18 protein-coding genes, 1 tRNA gene and 3 pseudogenes are annotated in these 23,273 nt (G+C 68.0%); 18 read left to right on the top strand and 4 right to left on the bottom strand.

Features of this window, described 5'->3' with window-relative positions:
* The first annotated feature begins 46 nt into the window (after positions 1 to 46).
* The 7 genes from Q5Y72_RS03640 (at position 47) to ade (ending at position 7,898) form a co-directional block, all read left to right on the top strand.
* Complete coding sequence (locus Q5Y72_RS03640; RefSeq protein ID WP_305962051.1) at positions 47 to 1,243, top strand: GDSL-type esterase/lipase family protein; 1,197 nt, start codon at positions 47 to 49, stop codon at positions 1,241 to 1,243.
* 115 nt (positions 1,244 to 1,358) lie between these two features.
* The gene (locus Q5Y72_RS03645) at positions 1,359 to 2,399 is read left to right on the top strand and encodes a glycosyltransferase family 61 protein (RefSeq protein WP_305962052.1); all 1,041 of its coding nucleotides are present in this window, start codon (positions 1,359 to 1,361) and stop codon (positions 2,397 to 2,399) included.
* A gap of 143 nt (positions 2,400 to 2,542) precedes the next feature.
* Positions 2,543 to 3,079, top strand: coding sequence for a serine O-acetyltransferase (locus Q5Y72_RS03650; RefSeq protein ID WP_305962053.1), 537 nt, complete (start codon positions 2,543 to 2,545; stop codon positions 3,077 to 3,079).
* Positions 3,076 to 4,653, top strand: a complete 1,578-nt coding sequence (locus tag Q5Y72_RS03655; RefSeq protein WP_305962054.1) for an AMP-binding protein — start codon at positions 3,076 to 3,078, stop codon at positions 4,651 to 4,653. The genes Q5Y72_RS03650 and Q5Y72_RS03655 overlap by 4 nt, the downstream gene beginning before the upstream one ends.
* Positions 4,650 to 4,886 (top strand): acyl carrier protein, encoded by a 237-nt coding sequence (locus tag Q5Y72_RS03660; RefSeq protein WP_305962055.1) that lies wholly within the window; start codon positions 4,650 to 4,652, stop codon positions 4,884 to 4,886. Before Q5Y72_RS03655 ends, Q5Y72_RS03660 begins: the two co-directional genes overlap by 4 nt.
* Positions 4,873 to 6,135 (top strand): type III PLP-dependent enzyme, encoded by a 1,263-nt coding sequence (locus Q5Y72_RS03665; protein ID WP_305962056.1) that lies wholly within the window; start codon positions 4,873 to 4,875, stop codon positions 6,133 to 6,135. Before Q5Y72_RS03660 ends, Q5Y72_RS03665 begins: the two co-directional genes overlap by 14 nt.
* Positions 6,136 to 6,203: 68 nt before the next feature.
* Positions 6,204 to 7,898: an adenine deaminase gene (gene ade / locus Q5Y72_RS03670; protein ID WP_305962057.1), complete on the top strand. Its 1,695-nt coding sequence runs from the start codon at positions 6,204 to 6,206 to the stop codon at positions 7,896 to 7,898.
* A gap of 66 nt (positions 7,899 to 7,964) precedes the next feature.
* Here ade and Q5Y72_RS03675 read toward each other — a convergent pair.
* Positions 7,965 to 8,049, bottom strand: a tRNA-Leu gene (locus Q5Y72_RS03675).
* A gap of 219 nt (positions 8,050 to 8,268) precedes the next feature.
* Here Q5Y72_RS03675 and Q5Y72_RS19870 point away from each other — a divergent pair.
* The 8 genes and pseudogenes from Q5Y72_RS19870 to gltB form a co-directional block, all read left to right on the top strand.
* A pseudogene (locus Q5Y72_RS19870) lies at positions 8,269 to 8,409 on the top strand (FAD-dependent oxidoreductase); the annotation flags it as partial.
* Between the two features lie 105 nt (positions 8,410 to 8,514).
* Positions 8,515 to 9,159: pseudogene (locus Q5Y72_RS19875) on the top strand (GMC family oxidoreductase N-terminal domain-containing protein); the annotation flags it as partial.
* A gap of 318 nt (positions 9,160 to 9,477) precedes the next feature.
* A pseudogene (locus Q5Y72_RS19880) lies at positions 9,478 to 9,843 on the top strand (GMC oxidoreductase); the annotation flags it as partial.
* Positions 9,844 to 9,917: 74 nt separating this feature from the next.
* Entirely contained in the window at positions 9,918 to 10,904 is a 987-nt protein-coding gene (locus Q5Y72_RS03685) for a complex I NDUFA9 subunit family protein (RefSeq protein ID WP_305962059.1), read from the top strand.
* The gene (locus tag Q5Y72_RS03690; protein ID WP_371930743.1) at positions 10,904 to 11,707 is read left to right on the top strand and encodes an undecaprenyl-diphosphate phosphatase; all 804 of its coding nucleotides are present in this window, start codon (positions 10,904 to 10,906) and stop codon (positions 11,705 to 11,707) included. Before Q5Y72_RS03685 ends, Q5Y72_RS03690 begins: the two co-directional genes overlap by 1 nt.
* A 151-nt stretch (positions 11,708 to 11,858) precedes the next feature.
* Positions 11,859 to 13,343: an NAD(P)-dependent oxidoreductase gene (locus Q5Y72_RS03695; RefSeq protein WP_305962060.1), complete on the top strand. Its 1,485-nt coding sequence runs from the start codon at positions 11,859 to 11,861 to the stop codon at positions 13,341 to 13,343.
* Positions 13,344 to 13,453: 110 nt separating this feature from the next.
* Positions 13,454 to 14,167 (top strand): hypothetical protein, encoded by a 714-nt coding sequence (locus Q5Y72_RS03700; protein ID WP_305962061.1) that lies wholly within the window; start codon positions 13,454 to 13,456, stop codon positions 14,165 to 14,167.
* Complete coding sequence (gene gltB, locus Q5Y72_RS03705; protein WP_305962062.1) at positions 14,164 to 18,702, top strand: glutamate synthase large subunit; 4,539 nt, start codon at positions 14,164 to 14,166, stop codon at positions 18,700 to 18,702. The genes Q5Y72_RS03700 and gltB overlap by 4 nt, the downstream gene beginning before the upstream one ends.
* Positions 18,703 to 18,782: 80 nt before the next feature.
* On the opposite strand, the gene Q5Y72_RS03710 is transcribed toward gltB, so the two are convergent.
* Both Q5Y72_RS03710 and Q5Y72_RS03715 read right to left on the bottom strand, forming a co-directional pair.
* Positions 18,783 to 19,247, bottom strand: coding sequence for a DoxX family protein (locus Q5Y72_RS03710; RefSeq protein WP_305962063.1), 465 nt, complete (start codon positions 19,245 to 19,247; stop codon positions 18,783 to 18,785).
* A 37-nt stretch (positions 19,248 to 19,284) separates the two neighbouring features.
* Entirely contained in the window at positions 19,285 to 19,635 is a 351-nt protein-coding gene (locus Q5Y72_RS03715; RefSeq protein ID WP_305962064.1) for a hypothetical protein, read from the bottom strand.
* A 208-nt stretch (positions 19,636 to 19,843) separates the two neighbouring features.
* Here Q5Y72_RS03715 and mtgA point away from each other — a divergent pair, with 208 nt between their 5' ends.
* The 3 genes from mtgA to queG all read left to right on the top strand — a co-directional run bounded on the left by mtgA (position 19,844) and on the right by queG (position 22,434).
* Entirely contained in the window at positions 19,844 to 20,581 is a 738-nt protein-coding gene (gene mtgA / locus Q5Y72_RS03720; protein ID WP_305962065.1) for a monofunctional biosynthetic peptidoglycan transglycosylase, read from the top strand.
* A gap of 76 nt (positions 20,582 to 20,657) precedes the next feature.
* Positions 20,658 to 21,344, top strand: a complete 687-nt coding sequence (gene fzlA / locus Q5Y72_RS03725; RefSeq protein WP_305962066.1) for an FtsZ-binding protein FzlA — start codon at positions 20,658 to 20,660, stop codon at positions 21,342 to 21,344.
* A gap of 64 nt (positions 21,345 to 21,408) precedes the next feature.
* Positions 21,409 to 22,434 carry a tRNA epoxyqueuosine(34) reductase QueG gene (gene queG / locus Q5Y72_RS03730; protein WP_305962067.1) on the top strand — a complete coding sequence of 342 codons (1,026 nt, stop codon included), beginning with the start codon at positions 21,409 to 21,411 and terminating at the stop codon, positions 22,432 to 22,434.
* On the opposite strand, the gene Q5Y72_RS03735 is transcribed toward queG, so the two are convergent.
* The coding region (locus Q5Y72_RS03735; protein WP_305962068.1) for a calcium-binding protein at positions 22,431 to 23,273 on the bottom strand (843 nt) is incomplete at its 5' end. The genes queG and Q5Y72_RS03735 overlap by 4 nt on opposite strands.

Below are 23,273 nucleotides of genomic sequence, written 5' to 3' on the forward strand. Positions count from 1 at the left end.
CCTGAAGATCGCCCCGACGGCCACCATGGAAGGGGTCCCCTCAGCGATGCGCGCCGCAGTCCCGATCTGGTCGAGCCTTGCAGCCTCTGCCCTGCTGCTGGCGGCGGGGTTGTGGGCCGCGCAGCCGCCGCGCCCCTTCGAGGGCCCGGTCCCGCCGGTGAGCATCGCCCCCGATGCGCCTGCCGGATTCGCCGCCCGTTTCGAAACCGGTGCCGCGCCCGCGTCCGCCATGAAGATGCTGCCCGCTCATCTCACCGGCCGCATCGCCGCGCCCGGCGATGCCGGGCCAGGCCGGAACGATGTGCTGCACCAATGGCCCGGCTTCCACGCGACCGCCCGATTCGAGGGCACGGGATTCGCCCTGTCGCTTGATGACGACGCCAACCGCTATCGCCTCGTCATCGACGGCACGGAGGTCATGCTGACCCGGCCGGGACGCGGGCTGCTGCGCGTCTCGGGGCTGGCGGATCGGCCGCATCTCGTCCGGCTGGAAAAGCTCAGCGAGACCGGCAAGACGGCGCGGTTCGGCGGTTTTTTCCTGCCCCCCGGCGCGCGCGCCCTGGCCCCGCCCGCGCCCGGAAGGCTGATCGAGTTCGTGGGCGATTCCGACACCGTGGGCTATGGCAACACCGCGCCGGGTCGCGACTGCTCGGGCGCGGCGCAGTTTCTGGCGACCGACACCTCGCGGGCCTACGGACCTGCGACCGCGGCGGCTCTTGGCGCCGATTACCGCATCGTCGCCGCATCGGGGATCGGGCTGATCCGCAACATGGACGGCAGCGGCACGGGCACGATGCGCGATCTCTACCCGACCGCCCTTCCCCTGCAGCCCGACGCCCCCGCCCTGCCGGCGCCGCCCGCCGATGTCATCGTGATCGCCCTCGGCTCGAACGATTTCGGGACGGTGCCGGGCCTCGACGAGGATCGCGCCGCCCGGGCACGGCTGCGGGACGATTTCAGCGCGGCCCTGCTGGACTTCCTGCGCGCGCGGCGGGCCGAGGCGCCGGCGGCGCGGCTGGTGCTGCTGGCCTTCGGCGAATACGGCAAGGATCTGGTCGCCGCCCATCGCGCCGCCCGCGACGCCTTCGTGGCATCGGGCGACCGCGCCGAGTTGATCGTGCTTCCCGAACTGGCCCGCACCGGCTGTCACTGGCACCCCTCGCTGAACGATCACGCCATCGTCGCATTGCGGCTGACATCGCTGCTCGGCGCGCCGCCCGCCGCCGGCCGCGATCGGCCATAAGCCGCCGATGCCGGTCGGCGGCCCGCTTCTCACAACCCCGATTCTCGCCTAGACTGACCGGTCTGTACGCCCGGGGCCGATCGACCCGGGCTATCGGAGTAGCCCGATCATGCGCATGGACGACCTGCGCCCGCTGACAAACAGGATCAGACGCATCGCCGGCCTGCAATCTCAGGCCCTGACCGACCTTGCCTGCGACCGCTGGCAGGTCTGCCCGGGCGAGACGCGCGAGGTACCACCGGTCATCTGCCTGCCCGACCAGCCCGCGCGCATCACCCGCACCGAGTTCGCCCCGATCGACGCGGTGCTGAAGTCGCTGTCCGGCGATCCGACGGAATACATCCCGGCAACGACCGCCTATCTGCTGCGCGACGTCGATTTCATCGACGGCGTGCTGTATGCGGGCAGGTCGGAACTGCATCTGCGGCGCCGCCAGCGGCGGCGGTTGGGACAGCGACGGCCCCGCGACAGCATCTCGGGTGCGATGTTCGAGACCTGGGTTGGCAACCGGTGGTTCGGCAACTGGCTGCTGGACGACTGCCTCACCTATCGTCTGGCCGAGACCGCGGGCAGCCCGGTCACCTCGATGCCGGAACGCGGCGGCCATGTGCCGCGATACGAGGAGTTGCTGTCGATCGCGGCCCGGCGCATCGGCGATGTGCATTTCGACGAACTCGTCATCTTCGACGATCACCACAACAACAGCGGTCGGCTGGCCCGCGCGCAGGACATGCGGCGCCGGCTGCTGAAGGATCGGCGGCCGCGCCCGAACCCGGGCGTCTTCCTGTACCGGGGGCGCAGCGGCGATGCCCGCATCCTCGAGAACGAGGACGAGATCGCCGAGAAGCTCGAGGCGCAATACGGCTTTCGCGTGATGTTCGCCGAGGATCACAGCGTCGACGACCTGATGGAGGCTTGTGGCGAGACCGAGGTGGTGGCCGGGGTCGAGGGCAGCCAGCTGAACCACGGCATCGCGGTCATGCCACCCGGCGGCACGCTGCTGACCTTGCAACCGCCCGACCGGGCCACCACCGCGATGAAACTGCTCAGCGATCGCTGGCAGCAGCGCTTTGCCCTGATCGTCGGCATCGGCACCGCGACCGGGTTCCGAATCGGCTGGGACGATGTGCGCCGCACGCTGGAGATGATCCTGTAGATTTGGACAAATTGCCTGCATTCAACCGATTATCCGCTTGAACTGTGGCCCCCCTGCGGTCATTTTTGCCACGCCCCGCCCTGGCGGTGGCATTGCCGGTCCCGCGACCCGGCCCTGTGGTATCAGTTCGGAGTGTTCGGCCCGTGTGGCGTGAAATTCGCAAGGATTATGAACGACATGGGCGACGGATCAGCGATCCGGCCTTCGTGTCGCTGGCGATCTATCGCTATGGCCGCTGGGCGACGGGATGCGAGAACCGGGTGCTGCGCTGGTTCGCCAACAAGCTGTATGGGCTGCTGTGCATCCTGATCCTGAACGTCACCAAGGTCTGGATCCCGCCCAGCGTCACCCTGGGCGAGGATTTCCACATCATCCATGCCGAGGGCTCGTTGTCGATCCACCCCGAGGTGGTCATCGGAGACCGCTGCGGCGTGATGCACAACGTCACGATCGGCACCAACATGGGGCCGGGCGCGCCCCGCATCGGCGATGACGTGTTCATCGGCGTGAACTCGACGGTGCTGGGCCGCATCCGCATCGGCAACCGGGTCCGCATCGGCGCGAACACCGCCGTCAGCACGAATGTCCCCGATGACAGCATCGTGGTCGGATCGCCCGCGCGGATCTTTCCCAACCTGCCGATCTTCGCGCAGGCGAGGCGCAAGGATGCCGGCGCATGATCCCGGGCGCGGATGCCTCGATGTGGCGGCTGCTGGCCGACAACCTGCCGGCCCGCGCCGACAAGATCGCCGCGATCGACGCGCGGCGGCAGGCCAGCTATGCCGAAATCATCGCCGAGGCCGACCGGGTGGCTGGCTGGCTGCAGGGCTGCGGCATCCGGCCCGGCGACCGGGTGATCGTGCATCTGCGCAAGGGCATCGACGAGGTGACGGCGATGTTCGGCGCCTGGAAGATCGGGGCCGTCGTCGTCAACGTGAACCAGCAATGGACCGCGGCCCAGCTTGGCTATGTTGCGGGCGACTGCCGGGCGCGGGCGGTCATCCTGGGCGCGGCCGTCCTGAAGGCGCTGGCGGACGAGCCGCTGCCGCCCTCGGTGGCGCATCTGCTGGTGCAAGGCAGCGCCCCGCATCTGCCCGAGGGCGCGACGCCCTGGGACGCCCTGCCTCCCGGCGCGGCGGCCGAAGCCGCGCTCGATCCGGGCGATCTGGCCGCGATCATCTATACCTCCGGCTCGACCGGCCGCCCCAAGGGCGTGATGCTGAGCCATCGCAACATCCGCATCGGCGCGATCTCGGTCAGCGACTATCTGGGCCTTGCCGAGGACGACCGGCTGCTGTCGGTGCTGCCCTACAGCTTCGATGCCGGTCTGAACCAGCTGACCGACACCTTCCTGAAGGGCGCCACGGTGATCCACCAGCCGGTCTCGATGCCCTCGGAGGTGGTGCGCATGGCGGTTGCCCAGGGCGCCACGACCATCGCCGGCGTGCCGCCGCTGTGGAACCAGGTCGTGCGCTATCTGGCCGACAGCGGCACCGCGCTGCCCGACCTGTGCCGCGTCACCAATACCGGCGGCAAGATCCCCCCGAACATCCTCGAACTGATGCCCTCGGTGTTTCCGGGTGTCGACATCTACCTGATGTATGGCCTGACCGAGGCCTTCCGCTCGACCTATCTGCCGCCGGCGAAATTCGCGCGGAAGATGGGCTCGATCGGACGCGCCATCCCCAATGCGCAGATCTTCGTGGTCCGCCACGGCGAGGGGATCGCGGGGCCGGGCGAACAGGGCGAACTGGTGCATGGCGGCCCGCTGGTCAGCCTCGGCTACTGGGAACGCCCCGAACTGACCGCCGAGAAGATCAGGGTGCTGCCCGAACTGCAGGGGGTCATGGGCGCGGCGCCGGTGGTGCTGTCGGGCGATCTGGTGCGCGTGGACGAGGATGGCGATCTGTGGTTCGTCAGCCGCATGGATGACATGATCAAGACCCAGGGCTTCCGGTTGTCGCCGACCGAGGTCGAGGACATCCTGTCCGCCTCGGGCCGGGTTGGCGATGTCGTGGCCTATGGAGTCGCAGATGACGATGCGGGCCAGGTCGTGCATGTCGCCGCCAGCCCGCTTGGCGACGCCGACCGCGCCGCTCTGATGGCGCATTGCCGTCGCAGCATGGCGCACTACATGGTTCCGCGCCATATTCACCTGTGGGAGGGCGCGATGCCGCGCACCGCCAGCGGCAAGCTGGACCGCCCCGCCATCATCGCCGCCGCGAAGGCGGCCCAGCCCAAGGACACCGCATGAGCCTGACCGCCGACGACCTGATCCGCTTCATCCGCGACGAGTTGAACGTCGAGGACGCGATGGACGCCGAGACCGAACTGTTCTCGACCGGCATCCTCGATTCGGTGGCGATGATGAACATCATCGGCTTCGTCGAGGAAAAGGCCGGCATCGAGGTGCGACCGGCCGATGTCACGCTGGAGAATTTCGATACGGCGCAGCGGATCGTGGACTACGCGCGTGAACAGGCCTGAACCGGCACCCACCGACCGCATCCTGGCCGAGGCGGCGGACCGTTTCGGCACGCCCGCCTATGTCTATCTGACCGATGTGATCGAGGCACGGATCGCCGCGCTGCAAGGCGCGCTCGGCCGCTGGTTCGATCTGTCCTACGCGATGAAATGCAACCCGAACCCGGCGCTGCTGGCCTGGCTGAAGGATCGCGTCCCCTATATCGACGTGTCCTCGGGCGGGGAATTCCTGCTGGCCCGATCGGCCGGCTGGTCGCCTGAGCGCGCCAGTTTCACCGGCCCGGCCAAGCGCGAGGTCGAACTGCGCCGCAGCATCGCGGCGGGCCTCGGAGAGCTGGTCGTCGAATCGCTGCGCGAGGCGCGGCTGGCCGATCGGATCGCCGCCGAGGCCGGGCGGCGGCAGGACGTCGTGATCCGCATCGCGCCCGACCGGGTGCCCAAGGGCTTCGGCGACCAGATGGCCGGCCGCCCCAGCCCCTTCGGCATCGACATCGAGGAGGCGCCGGCGGCGCTGGCCGAGATTCTGGCCCTGCCGCATCTGCGCGTCGCCGGGCTGCACATCTATTCCGGCACGCAGTGCCTGAAGCCCGCCGCCATCGTCGAGAACTGGCGCATCTTCATCGGCATCTTCCGCGACCTCTGCATCGCGCATGACCTGCACCCCGACCGGCTGATCTTCGGCTCGGGGCTCGGCATCCCCTACCATCCCGGCGATACCGCGCTGGATCTGGACGAGGTGGCCGCTGCCGCAGCACCCGATCTGGAGGCGCTGAAGGCCGATCCGCGCTTTGCCGGAACGCGGCTTGTGCTGGAGCTGGGCCGCTATCTCGTCGGGCCGGCAGGCTATTTCGTGACCCGCGTCACCGCGACCAAGAATTCGCGCGGGGCGCGCATCGCGATCTGTGACGGCGGCATGAACGGCCATCTGGCCGCCTCGGGACATTTCGGCATGGTGCTGCGGCGCAACTACGTCATGCATCGCGTCGGCGGCAGCGGGGGCAAGGGCGGGAGCGAGGAAAAGATAGACATCTCGGGCCCGCTCTGCACCTCGATCGACAAGCTGGGGTCCGGCGTGATGCTGCCCCGCATCGACGAGGGCGACCTGATCGCGATCCATGCCAGCGGCGCCTATGGGCCGACCTCCAGCCCGGTCAACTTCATCAGCCACCCGACCCCGCGCGAGATCATCGCCGAGGGCGGCCAGCTGATCGACGCCACCCGGATCGAGGGCGCAGGGCTGCGCGACGACTGAGCGCCGACGGGGCTGGACGCCGCCGCGCCGATCAGGTTCCCTTGGGGGGCACGCTGACGGAGGCCCCGATGGACGATCTTGAAACCCGCATCGCGCAGGCGCGCGGCGACGAACCTGCCGATCTGGTGCTGCGCGGCGGGCAGGTGCTCGACCTGATCACCGGCGAGATGCTGACCGGCGATGTGGCGATCACCGGCGACCGCATCGCGGGCGTCGGCGACTACCAGGGGCGCGCGGTGATTGACGTATCCGGGCTGGTGCTGGTGCCGGGCTTCATCGACACCCATCTGCATGTCGAAAGCAGCCTTGTGACGCCCTTCGAATTCGACCGCTGCGTGACGCCGCGCGGCATCACCACCGCGATCTGCGACCCGCACGAGATCGCGAACGTGATCGGCCTTGACGGCATCCGCTATTTCCAGCGTGCATCCGAACATCTGCTGATGGATCTTCGGGTGCAGCTGTCCTCCTGCGTGCCCTCGACCGAGATGGAAACCTCGGGCGCGCGGATCGAGGCCGAGGACCTGCGGCGGGTGATGGGCCATCCGTCGGGGATCGGGCTGGCCGAGTTCATGAACTATCCCGGGGTGATCCACCGCGACCCGGTCGCGATGGCCAAGCTGCGGCTGTTCGCGGGCGGGCTTGTCGACGGGCATTGCCCGCAGCTGGGCGGCCGCGACCTGAACGCCTATGTAGCTGCGGGCATCCGCACCGAACACGAGGCGACCACCGCCGGCGAGGCGCGCGAAAAGCTGCAGAAGGGCATGCGCGTGCTGATCCGCGAAGGCTCGGTCAGCAAGGACCTCGAGGCGCTGCAGCCGCTGCTGACCGAACGCACCGCCCCCTACATGTGCCTGTGCACCGATGACCGCAACCCGCTGGACATCGGCGAGCATGGCCATCTGGACTACATGATCCGACGGCTGATCCAGATGGGCACGCCACCCCTGGCCGCCTATCGCGCCGCCTCGCTGTCGGCGGCTGAGGCGTTCGGCCTGAAGGATCGCGGGCTGATCGCGCCGGGGCTGCGCGCCGACATCGTGGCGCTGGACAGCCTCGAGGGCTGCCATGCCCGGCTGGTTCTGTGCGGGGGCAAGGTGGTCGATGACGCAGCCTTCGCGGCGCGCGGCACGCTGGACCCGGTGGCCCGCAACTCGGTGCAGGCACCGCAGGTCCGCGCGCAGGATTTCCGCTGCCCCGGCAATCGCAGCCGGACCGACGTCATCGGCATCCTGGAAGGCAAGATCATCACCGAACACCTGCATGTCGAGATCGCCCCCGAGGATGGCGACAAGCGCCCCGATCCCGCCCGCGACCTGATGCGGATCGCGGTGATCGAACGGCACGGCCGCAACGGCAACATCGCCACCGGCTTCGTGCGCGGCTTCGGGATGCAGCGCGGCGCCATCGCCTCGACCGTCTGCCACGACCATCACAACATCGCCGTGGTCGGTGCCGATTACGGCGACATGGCCCTGGCCGCGAATCGGCTGTCGCAGATCGAGGGCGGCTTCGTGGTGGCGCGCGCGGGCGCGATCGTCGCCGAACTGCCGCTGCCCGTCGCCGGGCTGATGAGCCTTCAGCCCTTCGAGGCCGTGCGCGAGCGTCTGGCCGAACTGCGCGAGGCCGCCCAGGGCCTGGGCGTCACCCTGGAAGAGCCGTTCCTGCAGCTGGCCTTCCTCGCCCTGCCGGTGATCCCCGCGCTGAAGATCACCGATCGCGGGATGGTCGATGTCACCGCCTTCGAGATCATCGCGGGCTGATTCCCCCCCGCGTCATCGCGGACATGAAAAAGCCCCCGAAAGCTGTTGCTTTCGAAGGCTTTTCAATGGTGCCCAGGAGAGGACTCGAACCTCCACGCCTTGCGGCACACGGACCTGAACCGTGCGCGTCTACCAATTCCGCCACCTGGGCAGGTGGTGTAGGCGGGGTCTCTAAAGGCAGTCGCGGGGGGCGTCAATGGGGGCTTGCCCAAAAAACCGCGCGGGTGATGAAAACTTTTTGCATTCATCGGCCTGCGACCGCCGCCTGTCCTTAATGGCAGATGCGGAAATTTACATTATGTGAACAAATGCCCGCCATAGCTGTGCGAGTCCGGCCTGTCAGCGCCGGGAATTTTAGTGGTGCAACCTCATGCTGGACGCCTATCGTCATCGCGACTGGGATGTCATCGTCATTGGAACGGGCATCGGCGGCGGCAGTGCCGCGCGGCGCCTGGCCGAGGCCGGGTTGTCCGTGCTGATGCTGGAAAAGGGCCCCGACCTGGACGGCAGCGATGGCGCCGCGATCGAAACCGGTGTCCACGACCCGCAGGCGCGGCTGGACGGGGGCGTCTGGCCCTATCCGCTGGAGGCGCGGATCGACGGACGCGAATCGCAACTGTTCGGCATGCTCGGCGCCTGTGTGGGCGGCACCTCGACCTTCTATGCCGCAACGCTGGAACGGCCCGAACCGCACGACCTGGACGATTCGCCCCAACGCAGCCATCCGACCGGCGGCTGGCCCGTCTCCTACGCGGAGTTCCAGCCCTATTTCGACCAGACCGAGCAAAACTTCCGGATCAGCGGCGAGGTTGATCCGCTGAGCCCCGTTCCGGCGCCCGCGCTGCGCGCCTCGCGCCCCTTCACCCCTGTCGACGAGAACCTGCGCCGATCCTTCGAACGCTCGGGCCTTCACCCCTACCAGACCCACATCGCGGCCGAATTCCCGCGCGATTGCGCACAATGCTTCGGCAAGCGTTGCCCGCGCCCCTGCAAGATGGACGGTCGTTCGGCCGGCGTCCTGCCCGCGATGCGCACCGGGAATGCCGCCCTCCTGGATCGGTGCAGCGTCACGCGGATCGAGGCGGGCAGCGAGGTGCGCCAGATCCATTGCCGCCGCGACGGGGCCGAATTCACCCTGCGGGCGCGCCATTACGTGCTGGCCGCCGGCGGGCTCAGTTCGCCCTCGCTGCTGCTGCGTTCAGCCAGCGAAGAGTGGCCCGATGGCGTCGGCAACCGCAACGACCTGGTCGGCCGCAACCTGATGTTCCATCTCAGCGAGATGCTGGCGATCTGGCCGCATCGCGGCAGTCGGTCGAAGGGACCAAGCCGGGCGCTGAGCCTGCGCGATCTTTATCATGTCGAAGGCCAGCGCTTCGGGTTGATCCAGTCGATGGGGATCGATGCCGGCTATGGCGAGGTCCTGCATGCGTTGAACGAGATGTTCAGCCAGTCGCGCCTGCGCCGGCTGCGGCCGCTGCGCCACGCGCTGCGCCTGCTGCCCTATGGCGTGCTGCCGGTGCTGGGTCCGGCCAAGATCTTCGTGGGCGTCCTCGAGGATCTGCCCTATGCGGTGAACCGCGTCCATGCCGATCCGGCCCAGCCGGACCGGCTGCGATTCGACTATGTGCTGCATGACGAACTGCGCGCCCGTCGCAATGCCTTCCGCAAGGCGATGCGCCATGCGTTCCGTGGGCATCGCCGGCTGTTCTTCACGCAGATGCCGACGCTGAACTTCGCCCATCCCTGCGGGACGCTGCGCTTTGGCGACGACCCGCGCAGCAGCGTGCTGGACCGCGACTGCCGGGTGCACGGCATCCACAACCTCGTCATTGCCGACAGCAGCTTCATGCCGACGTCGAATGGCTGCAATCCCAGCCTGACGATCGCCGCGAACGCCTATCGCGCGGCCGACCGGCTGGCCGAGCGGATCCGGCAGGCCGGCTAGGTCCCTTGCGCTTGTCGCGCGGGCCGGGCTTGGGTATTGAGGCCATGACGCGGCACGAAGGAGGCAAGAGGCCCATGGCGAAACTGGTCACGATCTTTGGCGGGTCGGGCTTTGTCGGCCGCCAGGTGGCGCGGCTGATGGCCAAGCGCGGCTGGCGGGTCCGGGTCGCCGTCCGCCGCCCCGACGAGGCGCTGTTCACCCGCACCTATGGCGCGGTCGGCCAGGTCGTGCCGGTGCTGTGCAACATCCGCGACGAGTTGTCGGTGCGCGCCGCGATGTCGGATGCCGATGCGGTGGTGAACTGCGTCAACATCGAACGTCCCGAGGGCAAAAGCACCTTCGAGTCGGTCTTCGACAGCGGTGCGGAACACATCGCCCGGCTGTCGCGCGAGATGGGCGTCAGCCATGTCGTGCATATCTCGGGTCTTGGCGTCGATCCCGACTCGCCCAGCCGCTATGTCGCCGCGAAGGCGCGGGGCGAGGCGGCGATGCTGAAGCATCGGCCCGACGCCGTCATCCTGCGCCCTTCGGTGATCTTCGGCCCGGACGATCATTTCTACAACCGCTTCGCCAGCCTGTCGCGGCTTGGCCCGGTCATGGCCATCGCCGGTGGCAAGACGCGGATGCAGCCGGTCTTCGTCGACGATGTGGCCCTGGCCGCCGTCATGGGCGCGACCGGCGAGGCCGCGGCGGGGATCTACGAGCTGGGCGGACCCGACACCCTGACCCTGCGCGAGATCGTCGACCAGGTTCTGCGCGCGACGCATCGCCGCCGGCTGGTGGTGAACATGCCGTTCTGGATGGCGCGGGTCGGCGCCACCGTGCTGGACGGCGCGCAGTTCGCCAGCTTCGGATTGTTCACCAACAGGATTCTCGGCCGGGACCAGCTGGCCCTGCTGCGCCACGACAACGTCGCGACCGAGGGAAGCAAGGGCTTCGCCGAGCTGGGCATCCAGCCCACCTCGCCCGCGGCGGTGATCGAGGACTACCTGTGGCGCTATCGGCCCTCGGGCCAGTATGACGCGATCAAGAACTCGGCAAAGAACCTGCGCAGCCACTGATGGAGTCGAATACCATCGTTGCCGCGGTCCTCGGACTCGTCGAGGGCCTGACCGAGTTCATCCCCGTCTCATCGACCGGCCATGTGCTGCTGGCCGGGCATTTCCTGGGATTCAACTCGCCCGGCCGCGCCTTCGAGGTGGTCATCCAGCTTGGCGCGGTGCTGGCGGTCCTTGGCGTCTATTCGGCGCGGATCTGGCACATCCTGTCGACCGCGCCAACCGACCCCGTCTCGCGGCGCTTCATCGCGGCGGTGCTGCTGGCCTTCCTGCCGGCGGTCTTCGTCGGTGTGCTGGCCCATGACATCATCAAGACCGTGCTGTTCGAGACGCCGATGCTGATTGCTGTCATGCTGGTCCTTGGCGGCTTCGTGTTGCTGTTCGTGGACCGCTGGGCCACCCATCCGCATTACTTCCGGGCCGAGGACTTTCCCCTGCCGATGGCGCTGAAGATCGGCGTGATCCAGTGCCTTGCGATGATCCCCGGCGTCTCGCGATCCGGTGCCACCATCGTCGGCGCGCTGGCTTTGGGGGCAGACAAGCGCTCGGCTGCCGAATTTTCGTTCTTCCTGTCCATGCCCACCATGCTGGGCGCATTTGCCTATGACCTCTACAAGAATCGCGGCATACTGGATGCGGCCGCGCTGGGTGACATCGCGGTGGGCTTCTTCTTCGCCATGGTGACGGCGATCATCGTTGTGCGCTGGTTGCTGGGCTATGTGTCGCAGAATGGCTACGCTCTGTTTGCCTGGTGGCGCATCATCGTCGGAAGCGTTGTTTTGCTGGCTTTGCTGGCTCAAAGGTAACGAGAGCTGACCTTTTTTCCGCCTTGCGCGCAGGAAAAATTTGCCGAGGTCGAAAATAACACCCACATGGGTCAGTATTGCTGACTTTTCATTGTTTGCGCCTTGGTTTATCTGGTCTGCGGGTGATCCTGATACGGAAGGTTGCGCAGCCATGGCCACGCAGACGATGCTGAAATTCGTTTCGACCCCGCGCGAGATGCCGGAAAAGCGCAGCGCGGCCGAACGCAGCGACGATTTTCACGAGATCTACCGCGAATTCGCCGCGGCCAAGGCGGCCGAGCAGTCCAGCCGCTGCAGCCAGTGTGGCGTGCCCTATTGCCAGAGCCATTGCCCGCTGCACAACAACATCCCCGACTGGCTGCGCCTGACCGCCGAGGGCCGTCTGCGCGAGGCCTATCAGGTCAGCCAGGCCACCAATACCTTCCCCGAGATCTGCGGCCGCATCTGCCCGCAGGACCGGCTGTGCGAGGGCAATTGCGTCATCGAACAGTCCGGCCACGGCACCGTCACCATCGGCGCAATCGAGAAATACATCACCGACACCGCCTGGGACGAGGGCTGGATCACCGCCGCCCTACCCGCGCAGGAACGCGGCGAAAGCGTTGGGATTATCGGCGCCGGCCCGGGCGGGCTGGCCGCGGCCGACATGCTGCGCCGGCAGGGATTCCAGGTCACCATCTATGATCGCTATGACCGCGCGGGCGGGCTGCTGACCTATGGCATCCCCGGCTTCAAGCTGGAAAAGGACGTGGTCATGCGGCGCAACCGGCTGCTGGCCGAATCGGGCGTCGAGTTCGTGCTGAACTGCAATGTCGGCGAGGACATCAGCTTCGACGCGATCCGCGGCAAGCATGACGCGGTGCTGATCGCGACCGGCGTCTACAAGACCCGGGACCTGGACATCGACAATGCCGAGGCCGCAGGCGTGGTGCGCGCCATCGACTACCTGACCGCCAGCAACAAGGTGGATTTCGGCGACGACGTGCCCGATTTCGCGGATGGCGAGCTGAACGCCAAGGGCAAGCGCGTCGTCGTCATCGGCGGCGGCGACACCGCCATGGACTGTGTCCGCACGGCCATCCGCCAGGGCGCGCAATCGGTGAAATGCCTGTATCGCCGCGACCGGGCCAACATGCCGGGATCGCAGCGCGAGGTCCAGAACGCCGAAGAGGAAGGCGTCGAATTCGTGTGGCTTTCCGCCCCCGGTGCATTCACCGGGCACGTCACCGGCGTCGCCGCCTCGGCGCAGGAACGCGATGTCGACGGCCCGCCCCAGATCGCCAGCGTCCGCATCCAGAAGATGCGCCTTGGCCAGCCCGATGTTTCGGGCCGCCAGTCGCCGGAACTGATCGACGGCGCCGATTATGACGAGCCGGCCGAACTGGTCATCAAGGCCCTGGGGTTCGAGCCCGAGGACCTGCCGCGGCTGTGGGGCGTCGAGGGACTGGAAGTCACCCGCTGGGGCACCATCAAGGCCGATTTCCAGACGCACCGCACCTCGCTGCCCGGCGTCTACGCGGTGGGCGATATCGTGCGCGGCGCCAGCCTTGTCGTCTGGGCGATCCGCGACGGCCGCGAGGCCGCCGAGGCGATCACCGATTTCCTGTCCGGCGCGGCGCGCGTCGCCGCCGAATGAGGGCTGCGCCGATGGTCCACCGCGCAAGCACAGCGCGTGCACAGGCTGTACACCGACAACGCACGCTGGGTGTTGCGCGCGGCCTTGTCGCCGCCCCGGACAGGTCGTCGATGCTGCCCCATCTGGCGGCACTGGGCGCCTTGGCCGCGCTGCTGGCCCTTGCCCCACTGCCCGGCCGCGCCGCCACCTTCACGCCCCCGCAGGGATGCCGGCTTGAGGTGACGGTTCAGAATCGCGGCTGCACGGTCAGCCAGTATTACCGCTGCAGCGCCGATCCCGAGGGCCATCAGCGCAGCGCGATCTTCGGCCAGGACGGGCTTGGCCACCTGTCGCGGATCGACGCCGAGACCCGCTGGATCGAAAGCAGCGACCCGCAGACCGGGCTGGAGGATCGGCTGGTCGACGAGGCCGCCGACCATGCCAGCTTCTCGACCCTGCTGAAGGACGGGCGCGACGATTTCGACTTCTGGACCGAATCGAACAGCGGCGAGCGGCTGCACCATGTCGGCGAGGACATCCTGACCGGCGAGACCGTCACCATCGACGGCATCACGCTGGAACGGACCCGCTTTCGCCTGACCACGCGCGACGCGCAGGGCGCAGTCCTGATTACCCGCGAGGGCCAGCAGTTCATCAGCCGCGCCATGACGCGGTTCTTCGGCGGCATCGAGACCCAGTCCGACTGGACCGGCGAGCGCCGCGAGACCAATGACAGTCCGGTGCTGTTCCAGTTTCCCGGAGAGACCGGTTTCGGCGCCACCACACCGCAATTCGACTGCGATCAGCTGATGACGCAGCTTACGCATGAAAGGGCCCAGCTATGAGCAAGGATTGGCAAGCGGACGAACAGGCCCGCCGCGACTGGATGGACAAGAACAGCCTGTATCGCGCCGAGGACGAACATTCCTCCTGCGGGGTCGGCTTCGTCGTCGATCTGGCCGGCAAGCCCAGCCGGCAGGTGGTGCAGAACGGCATCGACGCGCTGAAGGCGATCTGGCATCGCGGTGCGGTGGACGCGGACGGCAAGACCGGCGACGGCGCGGGCATCCATGTCCAGATCCCGGTGCCCTTCTTCTACGACCAGGTGCGCCGCACCGGCCACGAGCCCGACCACGACAAGCTGATCGCCGTGGGCCAGGTGTTCCTGCCGCGCACCAATTTCGCCCAGCAGGAGACCTGCCGGACCATCGTGGAATCCGAAGTGCTGCGGATGGGCCACTATATCTATGGCTGGCGGCATGTGCCGGTGAATACCGCCGTGCTGGGCGAAAAGGCCAATTCCACCCGCCCCGAGATCGAGCAGATCCTGATCCGCTGCGAAAAGGACATCGACCACATCCAGTTCGAGCGCGAGCTCTACATCATCCGCCGCCGGATCGAGCGTGCGGCGATCGCCGCACAGGTGCCCGGCCTCTATTTCTGTTCGCTGTCCTGCCGGTCGATCATCTACAAGGGCATGATGCTGGCCGAGCAGGTCGCGGAATTCTATCCCGACCTGAAGGACGAACGCTTTGAATCGGCCTTCGCGATCTATCACCAGCGGTATTCCACCAACACCTTCCCGCAATGGTGGCTGGCCCAGCCCTTCCGCATGCTGGCCCACAACGGCGAGATCAATACCCTCAAGGGCAACCTCAACTGGCTGAAAAGCCACGAGATCCGCATGGCCAGCAACGCCTTTGGCGAGATGGCCGAGGACATCAAGCCGATCGTGCCGGGCGGCAGTTCGGATTCGGCCGCGCTGGACGCGGTGTTCGAGGTTCTGGTCCGCTCGGGCCGGTCGGCGCCGATGACCAAGACCATGCTGGTGCCGGAAAGCTGGTCCAAGGCCACCACCGACATGCCCAAGCCCTGGGCCGACATGTATGCCTATTGCAACGCCGTGATGGAGCCGTGGGATGGCCCCGCCGCGCTGGCGATGACCGATGGCCGCTGGGTCTGCGGCGGGCTGGACCGCAACGGGCTGCGGCCGATGCGCTATGTGGTGACGGGCGACAACCTGCTGATCGCCGGCTCCGAGGTCGGCATGGTGCCGGTCAACGAGGCCGCGGTGCGCGAAAAGGGCGCGCTGGGGCCGGGCCAGATGATCGCCGTCGACATGTGGGAAGGCAAGCTTTATCACGACACCCAGATCAAGGACCGGCTGGCCGGCAGCCAGCCCTTTGGCGAGTGGATCGAGAAGGTCGTCGATCTGAACGACATGATGCGCGAACTGCCCGAAAGCCACCATTTCGAGGGCGACGAGCTGCGCCGCCGGCAGACCGCCGCGGGCTTCACGCTTGAGGAACTGGAACATGTGCTGTCGCCGATGGCCGAGGATGGCAAGGAGGCGATCGCCTCGATGGGCGACGACACGCCGCCCGCAGTGCTGTCGAACCAGTACCGGCCGCTGAGCCATTTCTTCCGCCAGAACTTCAGCCAGGTCACCAACCCGCCCATCGACAGCCTCCGCGAGACGCGGGTGATGTCGCTGAAGACGCGCTTCGGCAACCTCAAGAACGTGCTGGACGAATCCAGCAGCCAGACCGAGATCCTGATCCTCGAAAGTCCCTTCGTGGCGAATGGCGAATTTGCCGAGATGGCGAAGATGTTCGGCGAGGCGGTCACCCATATCGACTGCACCTTCGCCGATGACGCGGGCCCCGAGGCGCTGTCCGAGGGCTTGGCGCGGATCCGCGCCGAGGCCGAGGACGCCGTGCGCTCGGGCTCGGGCCATCTGGTGCTGACCGACGAGGCGCAGGGCCCCGACCGGGTGGCGATGCCGATGATCCTCGCGACCAGCGCGGTGCATTCCTGGCTGACGCGCAAGGGGCTGCGGACCTTCTGTTCGGTCAATCTCCGCGCGGCGGAATGCATCGACCCGCATTACTTCGCGGTGCTGATCGGTTGCGGCGCGACGACGGTGAACCCCTATCTGGCGCAGGATTCGATCCAGGACCGGATCGAGCGCGGCCTGCTGGCCGGCAGCCTGATCGAGAACATGCGCCGCTATCGCGACGCCATCGATGCGGGCCTTCTCAAGATCATGGCCAAGATGGGCATCTCGGTGCTGTCGTCCTATCGCGGCGGGCTGAACTTCGAGGCGGTCGGCCTGAGCCGCGCGATGGTGGCGGAATACTTCCCCGGCATGAACAGCCGGATCAGCGGCATCGGCCTGCACGGTTTGCAGGCCAAGCTGGAGGATCTGCACCACAAGGCCTTCCATGCCGACAATGTCGAATTGCTGCCCGTCGGCGGCTTCTACAAGCTGCGCCGCTCGGGCGAGAAGCACGCCTGGGAAGCCAACACCATGAAGCTGCTGCAGGTGGCCTGCGAGAAGGCCAGCTATGACATCTGGAAGCAGTTCAGCGCCACCATGCGGGCCAATCCCCCCATCCATATCCGCGACCTGCTGGACATCAAGGCCATCGGCAAGCCGGTGCCCATCGAGGAGGTGGAAAGCATCACCTCGATCCGCAAGCGGTTCGTGACGCCGGGCATGTCGCTGGGGGCGCTGTCGCCCGAGGCGCACATGACGCTGAACATCGCGATGAACCGGATCGGCGCGAAATCCGACAGCGGCGAGGGCGGCGAGGACCCGGCCCACAGCCATCCGCTGCCCAATGGCGACAACCCCTGCGCCAAGATCAAGCAGGTCGCCAGCGGCCGGTTCGGCGTCACCGCCGAATACCTGAACGCCTGCGAAGAGCTGGAAATCAAGGTGGCGCAGGGCGCCAAGCCCGGCGAGGGCGGCCAATTGCCCGGCATGAAGGTCACCAAGCTGATCGCGCGGCTGCGCCATTCGACGCCGGGTGTCACGCTGATCAGCCCGCCGCCACACCACGACATCTATTCGATCGAGGATCTGGCGCAGCTGATCTACGACCTGAAGCAGATCAACCCGCGCGCCAAGATCACCGTCAAGCTGGTCGCCTCGTCAGGCGTCGGCACCATCGCGGCGGGCGTGGCCAAGGCCAAGGCCGACGTGATCCTGATTTCCGGCCATAACGGCGGCACCGGCGCCTCGCCCGCGACCAGCATCAAGTTCGCCGGCCTGCCCTGGGAGATGGGCCTGACCGAGGCGCATCAGGTGCTGTCGATGAACCGGCTGCGCGAACGGGTGACGCTGCGCACCGATGGCGGGCTGCGCACCGGCCGCGACATCGTCATGGCGGCGATGATGGGCGCCGAGGAATACGGCATCGGCACCGCAGCCCTGATCGCGATGGGCTGCATCATGGTGCGCCAGTGCCAGTCCAACACCTGCCCCGTGGGCGTCTGCACGCAGGACGAAAAGCTGCGCGCGATGTTCACCGGCAGCGCCGACAAGGTGGTGAACCTGATCACCTTCTACGCGCAGGAGGTGCGGGAAATCCTGGCCAGCATCGGCGCGCGAAGCCTGGACGAGGTGATCGGTCGGGCCGACCTGCTGACCCAGGTCAGCCGGGGCGCGGCCAATCTGGACGATCTGGACCTGAACCCGCTGCTGATCACCGTCGATGGCGCGGAGAAGATCGTCTATGACCGCACCAAGCCGCGCAACGCCGTGCTGGACACGCTGGACGCGGAAATCGTCAAGGACGCCGCCCGCTTCTTCGAGGATGGCGAGAAGATGCAACTGTCCTATGCCGTGCGGAACACCCACCGCACCATCGGCACCCGCACCTCGAGCATGATCGTGCAGAAATTCGGGATGCGGAACAGCCTGCAGGCCGACCACCTGACGGTGCGGCTGACCGGCAGCGCCGGGCAGTCGCTGGGGGCGTTCGCCGCGCCGGGGCTGAAGCTGGAAGTGTCGGGCGATGCCAACGACTATGTCGGCAAGGGCCTGTCGGGCGGCACCATCGTGGTGCGCCCGCCGATGGCCAGCCCGCTGGTGGCCGAGGACAACACGATCATCGGCAATACCGTCCTTTACGGCGCGACCGAGGGGTTCCTGTTCGCGGCCGGTCGCGCGGGCGAGCGTTTCGCGGTCCGCAACTCGGGCGCCAAGGTGGTGATCGAGGGCTGCGGCAGCAATGGCTGCGAATACATGACCGGTGGCGTGGCGGTGATCCTTGGCCGGATCGGCGCGAATTTCGGCGCGGGCATGACCGGAGGGATGGCGTATCTCTATGATCCCGAAGGCCTGGCACGCGATTACATCAATGCCGAAACGCTGGTGCTGTGCCCGGTCACCCAGCCGCATTGGGAGGCCGAGTTGAAATCGCTGGTCCAGCGGCATCACAAGGAAACCATGTCGCGCAAGGCCGAGGCGATCCTGCAGGACTGGGACAGCGAGCGGGGCAAGTTCCTGCAGGTCTGCCCCCGCGAGATGCTGGCCCTGCTGCCCCACCCCATCGCCGAGGTCGAGACGCCCAGCGCGGTGCCCGCCGAATAGGCGCCCGCAGAAAGCTTCCGGCACACGGAAAACGCGGCCCCGAAAGGGCCGCGTTTGTCGTTCGGTTCAGGTCTTCAGGATCAGAACTGCCGCCCGATCAGCCGGTCCAGCGACCAGCGGCCGCCGCCATGCACCGCGAAATACAGCGTGATGCCCAGCCAGATCAGCGACAGTTCCGCGCCCGCATAGCCCTCGGCCTTCAGGATCCAGTGGAAATAGGTCGTCACCATCAGCACGATCGAGGTGGCCAGTGCGGCGGGCCGGGTCAGCAGGCCCAGCACCAGCAGCAGGCCGCCGATGAACTCGGTCCCGGCCAGCGCGGGCGACCACAGCCAGCCGGGCTGGAAGCCGATGCCCTCGACCATGCCCACGGCGCCCATCGGGTTCATGATCTTGGGCAGGCCGTGGGCCATGAAGGCGATGCCCGCGATGACCCGCATGTAGGTCAACGCAACCGGCGACAGGGCGGCGTAGAGGGGTTGCAGTTTCGGCAGGATATAGCCGGCGGGGGCCGCGTCGGCGGCCAGGCTGTGTCGTGTCGTCATGTGATTCTCCGGTCATTGCAGCCGCAGGGCGGCGCACTCAGCTTTGTCCGGCCCATGCGGACCGGGGCGTTTCGGCAAGGACCGGCGGACGCGGCGGTCGCCAGGGCGCGGCGGCGGGGCGCGACCCCGACCATCGGGCGGCCGCCCCCGTGACCGGCGCGCCGCGCGAATCGCGGGCCCCGCCGTCGCAGGCCGGAGGAAACAGGTCGATGCAATGCCCGGACTTGCCCTTCGCCTCGGCGGTCGCGGCGGTCGGGGCAGCCGCGTGGCAGACCATCTCGGCGCGCAGCTGCGACGCGCAGCTGGGCCGCGAGGGCCCGGCGCTGGCCTGGGCCATCGTCATCGCGACCAGCGACAGCATCGTCAGGAATGTGGCAATGATCTTCATCGCGGGCGGTCTGGTCCGGCGTCGGGGGCGAAAGCGCGGCCCTTATGGCGTGAAACCCGCGCACCGGGCAAGGCCCGCATGCCCGGCGGGCCGCCTGCGCGCGGAGGCGTGATCGCCGCGCCGCCGGCCTGCCCGCTGCCGCCAAGCCGACCGCCGGCGGCCGATCGCGTGCTTGACGCGGCGGCGCGGCGCGTGACAAAGCGCCAGCATGATCCTGCGCGCGCTGCTTCGCCCTCCCCCGCCCGACGCTCCGGACCCGGCCCGCCCGCGTGGCGCCGCGACCCGCTGGCGACCGGTGCGGCGGCTGGTGATCTGGCTGCGCTGGTTCGCACTGCGGGTCCTGGCGCTGATGGCCGTGCTGGTCGCACTTTATGCGGTGATGAACCCGCCGACCACATGGACGATCCTGGCCGAGGCGCGCCGCCAGCCGCTGGCGCCGCGCGAATGGGTACCCTACGGACGCATCGCGCCGGTCATGCTGCGCGCGGCCGTCGCGGCCGAGGACGCGAATTTCTGCCGCCACTGGGGCTTCGACATGGCCGAGATCCGCAAGGTGGTGGCCTCGGGGTCCAGCCGGGGCGCCTCGACCATCACCCAGCAGACGGCCAAGAACGTGTTCCTGTGGCAGGGCCGCAGCTGGAGCCGCAAGGCGCTGGAGACCGTCTACACGCCGCTGATCGAGGCGCTCTGGTCCAAGCGGCGCATCCTCGAGGTCTATCTGAACGTGGCCGAGTTCGGGCCGGGGGTGTTCGGGATCGGAGCGGCGGCAAGGCACCATTTCGGCGTGACGCCGGACCGTCTGACCGCGGTGCAGGCGGCGCGGCTGGCGGCGGTGCTGCCGGCGCCGAAATCGCGCGGCGTGGGCCGGTCCTCGGCCCGGTCGCGGGCCATCGCCGACGGCGCGGCCACGATCGCGCGGGACGGGCGGGCCGACTGCCTTGGGTGACGCGCGTTCCGGTTGAAAGCGCCCGGTTGCCGCCGTATCAAGGCGCCGATGCGCACAGAAGGGGTCCGAGCCGGCAATGAACACAACCACCCAGACCACGCGGCTTTACCACAGCATGCTGTCGCCCTTCTGTCGCAAGGTGCGGCTGGTGCTGGCCGAGAAGAGGATCGAGGTCGAACTGGTCGAGGAGCGCTATTGGGAAGGCCCGCCCGACCTGAAGCGCCGCAACCCGGCCGGCAAGCTGCCGGTGCTGCGCCATCGCGGCAACATGCTGGCCGAAAGCCAGGCGATCGTGGAATATCTGGACGAGGTTGTGCCGACCCCGCCCCTGATGCCGCAGGCGCCGCTGGAGCGCCACGAGGTGCGCAGGCTCTGCGCCTGGTTCGACGACAAGTTCAACAGCGAGGTCACCCAGCCGATCATGGGCGAGCGTGTCTGGAAGAAGATCACCCGCGCCGGCCATCCCGACAGCCGCCTGGTCAAGGACGGTCTGCGCGCGATCAAGGAGCACATGGACTACCTGACCCAGCTGCTGGACAGCCGCCGCTGGCTGGCGGGCGCGTCGCTGTCGCTGGCGGATTTCACCGCGGCGGCGCATTTCTCGTGCCTCGACTACATCTCGGATGTCGACTGGGACCGGTCGGAGCCGCTGCGGGACTGGTATGCGACGATCAAGTCGCGCCCGGCCTTCCGCAGCGTGCTGGCCGACCAGGTGCCGGGCATCCATCCGGCGCCGCATTATGCCGAGCTTGACTTCGGCTGAGGGTGGGGGGCGCCGCCCCCCATCGCCTGACGGCGATCCCCCCGGGGATATTTCCGCACAGAAGATGAAGGCCGCGCTGGCCGCCGAGGCAAAGGCGCTGGGTTTTGCGGCGATGCGGGTGACGCGGCCGGACGCGGTGCCGGAAGCCGCCAGGCGGCTTGCGGCGTTCCTGCATGCCGGGCGACACGGGCAGATGGGCTGGATGGCCGAGCGAGCCGGGTGGCGGGGCGATCCGGCGGCGCTGTGGCCCGAGGCGCGCTCGATCCTCATGCTGGCCGACCTCTACACGCCCGATCATGATCCGCTGGAGGTCCTGACCCGGCCCGGCCATGCGGCGATCAGCGTCTATGCGCACGGCCGCGACTATCACGATCTGGTCAAGAAGCGGCTGAAGCAGCTGGGCCGGCGGCTTCTGGCGCAGGTGCCCGAGGCGCAGATCAAGGTCTTTGTCGACACCGCACCGGTGATGGAGAAGCCGCTGGCCGAGGCCGCCGGCTTGGGCTGGCAGGGCAAGCACACCAACCTGCTGTCGCGCGATCTGGGCAGCTGGTTCTTTCTGGGCGCGATCTTCACGACGCTGGAACTGCCAGTGGACCGGCCCGAGGTCGAGCATTGCGGATCGTGCCGGGCCTGTCTCGACATCTGCCCGACCGATGCCTTCCCCGCGCCCTTCCAGCTGGATGCGCGGCGCTGCATTTCCTACCTGACGATCGAGCACCGGGGTCCGGTCGATCCCGCCCTGCGGCCGCTGATGGGCAACCGGATCTATGGCTGCGATGACTGCCTGGCGGTTTGCCCGTGGAACAAGTTCGCGGTCGCCAGCCGCGAGATGCGCTATCGCGGGTTGGTCGGTGCGCCGGGCCTGGGCGATCTGGCCGGGCTGGACGATGCCGGCTTCCGGGCGCGCTTCGCCGGAAGCCCGATCAAGCGGATCGGTCGCGACCGGTTCCAGCGCAACGTGCTTTACGCAATCGGCAATTCCGGCGATCCGCGCCTGCGCGCGGCGGCGCAGGCGCTGGCCGACGACCCTGACGAGGCGGTGGCCGATGCCGCGCGCTGGGCCGTGGCGCGGCTGGATGCGGCGGTCTAGAGCAGGAAGTCGTCGCCGTCGAGGCGCAGCTGACCGGCGAGCCGGATGGTCATGTCGGCGCGGCCGTCACCATCCAGGTCCACCTGCACATGCGTTTCGGACCCGGCGCGCGTCCAGCGCAACTGGTGATCGTCACCGAAACGGCGCGTGCCGATCAGGTCGAGGTCCAGCGCGCGGAGGTCGATCCTGTCCTGGCCGGGCCGGAAATCGGTGATCAGGTCGGCCTTGCGGCCATTGCCGCTGTCGGCGCGCGAGACATAAAGGAAGGTGTCGGCGCCTGCACCGCCGCTCAGCCGGTCGGCGCCGCGTCCGCCAAGCAGCAGGTCGCGCCCGCCGCCGCCCTGCATGTTGTCGTTGCCGTTCTGGCCGGACAGCCGGTCCTTGCCCCCGCCGCCGATCATCAGGTCACCCAGATTGCCGCCGTAAAGCTGGTCACGCCCGCCGTCGCCGCGCAGCGTGTCGCGCCCGCCGCCGCCGTCCAGCAGGTCTGCCCCGCCGCCGCCATACAGCGTGTCATTGCCGGCCTCGCCCTGCAGCCTGTCGCGCCCGCCGCCTCCGATCAGCAGATCCTTGCCACGCGCGCCGAACAGCTGGTCATTGCCACCGCCGCCGGCCAGCACGTCGTTCTGATCCCCGCCATACAGCAGGTCGCGGCCCGATCCGGCGCGCAGCGTGTCGTTGCCGAAGCCCCCCTCCAGCCGGTTGTGGCCGGCCAGATCGGTCAGCTGGTCGCTGCCCGCCCCGCCGATCAGCCTGTCGTCGCCGCCATCGCCAGACAGCAGGTCATTGCCGTCGCCGCCATCGAGAAGATCGGCCCCGTCGCCGCCATGAAGCCAGTC

Origin of the sequence: Paracoccus spongiarum (genome assembly GCF_030732095.1) — a bacterium.
Taxonomy (GTDB): Bacteria; Pseudomonadota; Alphaproteobacteria; order Rhodobacterales; family Rhodobacteraceae; genus Paracoccus; species Paracoccus spongiarum.

Bases quoted from the DNA above. Each gene is read 5' to 3' on its own strand.
- gltB (WP_305962062.1), top strand. From the start codon at position 14,164: ATGAGCAAGGATTGGCAAGCGGACGAACAGGCCCGCCGCGACTGGATG.
- Q5Y72_RS03655 (WP_305962054.1), top strand. From the start codon at position 3,076: ATGATCCCGGGCGCGGATGCCTCGATGTGGCGGCTGCTGGCCGACAAC.
- Q5Y72_RS03695 (WP_305962060.1), top strand. From the start codon at position 11,859: ATGGCCACGCAGACGATGCTGAAATTCGTTTCGACCCCGCGCGAGATG.
- queG (WP_305962067.1), top strand. From the start codon at position 21,409: ATGAAGGCCGCGCTGGCCGCCGAGGCAAAGGCGCTGGGTTTTGCGGCG.
- mtgA (WP_305962065.1), top strand. From the start codon at position 19,844: ATGATCCTGCGCGCGCTGCTTCGCCCTCCCCCGCCCGACGCTCCGGAC.
- Q5Y72_RS03715 (WP_305962064.1), bottom strand. From the start codon at position 19,635: ATGAAGATCATTGCCACATTCCTGACGATGCTGTCGCTGGTCGCGATG.
- Q5Y72_RS03710 (WP_305962063.1), bottom strand. From the start codon at position 19,247: ATGACGACACGACACAGCCTGGCCGCCGACGCGGCCCCCGCCGGCTAT.
- Q5Y72_RS03685 (WP_305962059.1), top strand. From the start codon at position 9,918: ATGGCGAAACTGGTCACGATCTTTGGCGGGTCGGGCTTTGTCGGCCGC.
- fzlA (WP_305962066.1), top strand. From the start codon at position 20,658: ATGAACACAACCACCCAGACCACGCGGCTTTACCACAGCATGCTGTCG.
- Q5Y72_RS03640 (WP_305962051.1), top strand. From the start codon at position 47: ATGCGCGCCGCAGTCCCGATCTGGTCGAGCCTTGCAGCCTCTGCCCTG.
- Q5Y72_RS03645 (WP_305962052.1), top strand. From the start codon at position 1,359: ATGGACGACCTGCGCCCGCTGACAAACAGGATCAGACGCATCGCCGGC.
- Q5Y72_RS03700 (WP_305962061.1), top strand. From the start codon at position 13,454: ATGCTGCCCCATCTGGCGGCACTGGGCGCCTTGGCCGCGCTGCTGGCC.
- Q5Y72_RS03690 (WP_371930743.1), top strand. From the start codon at position 10,904: ATGGAGTCGAATACCATCGTTGCCGCGGTCCTCGGACTCGTCGAGGGC.
- ade (WP_305962057.1), top strand. From the start codon at position 6,204: ATGGACGATCTTGAAACCCGCATCGCGCAGGCGCGCGGCGACGAACCT.
- Q5Y72_RS03660 (WP_305962055.1), top strand. From the start codon at position 4,650: ATGAGCCTGACCGCCGACGACCTGATCCGCTTCATCCGCGACGAGTTG.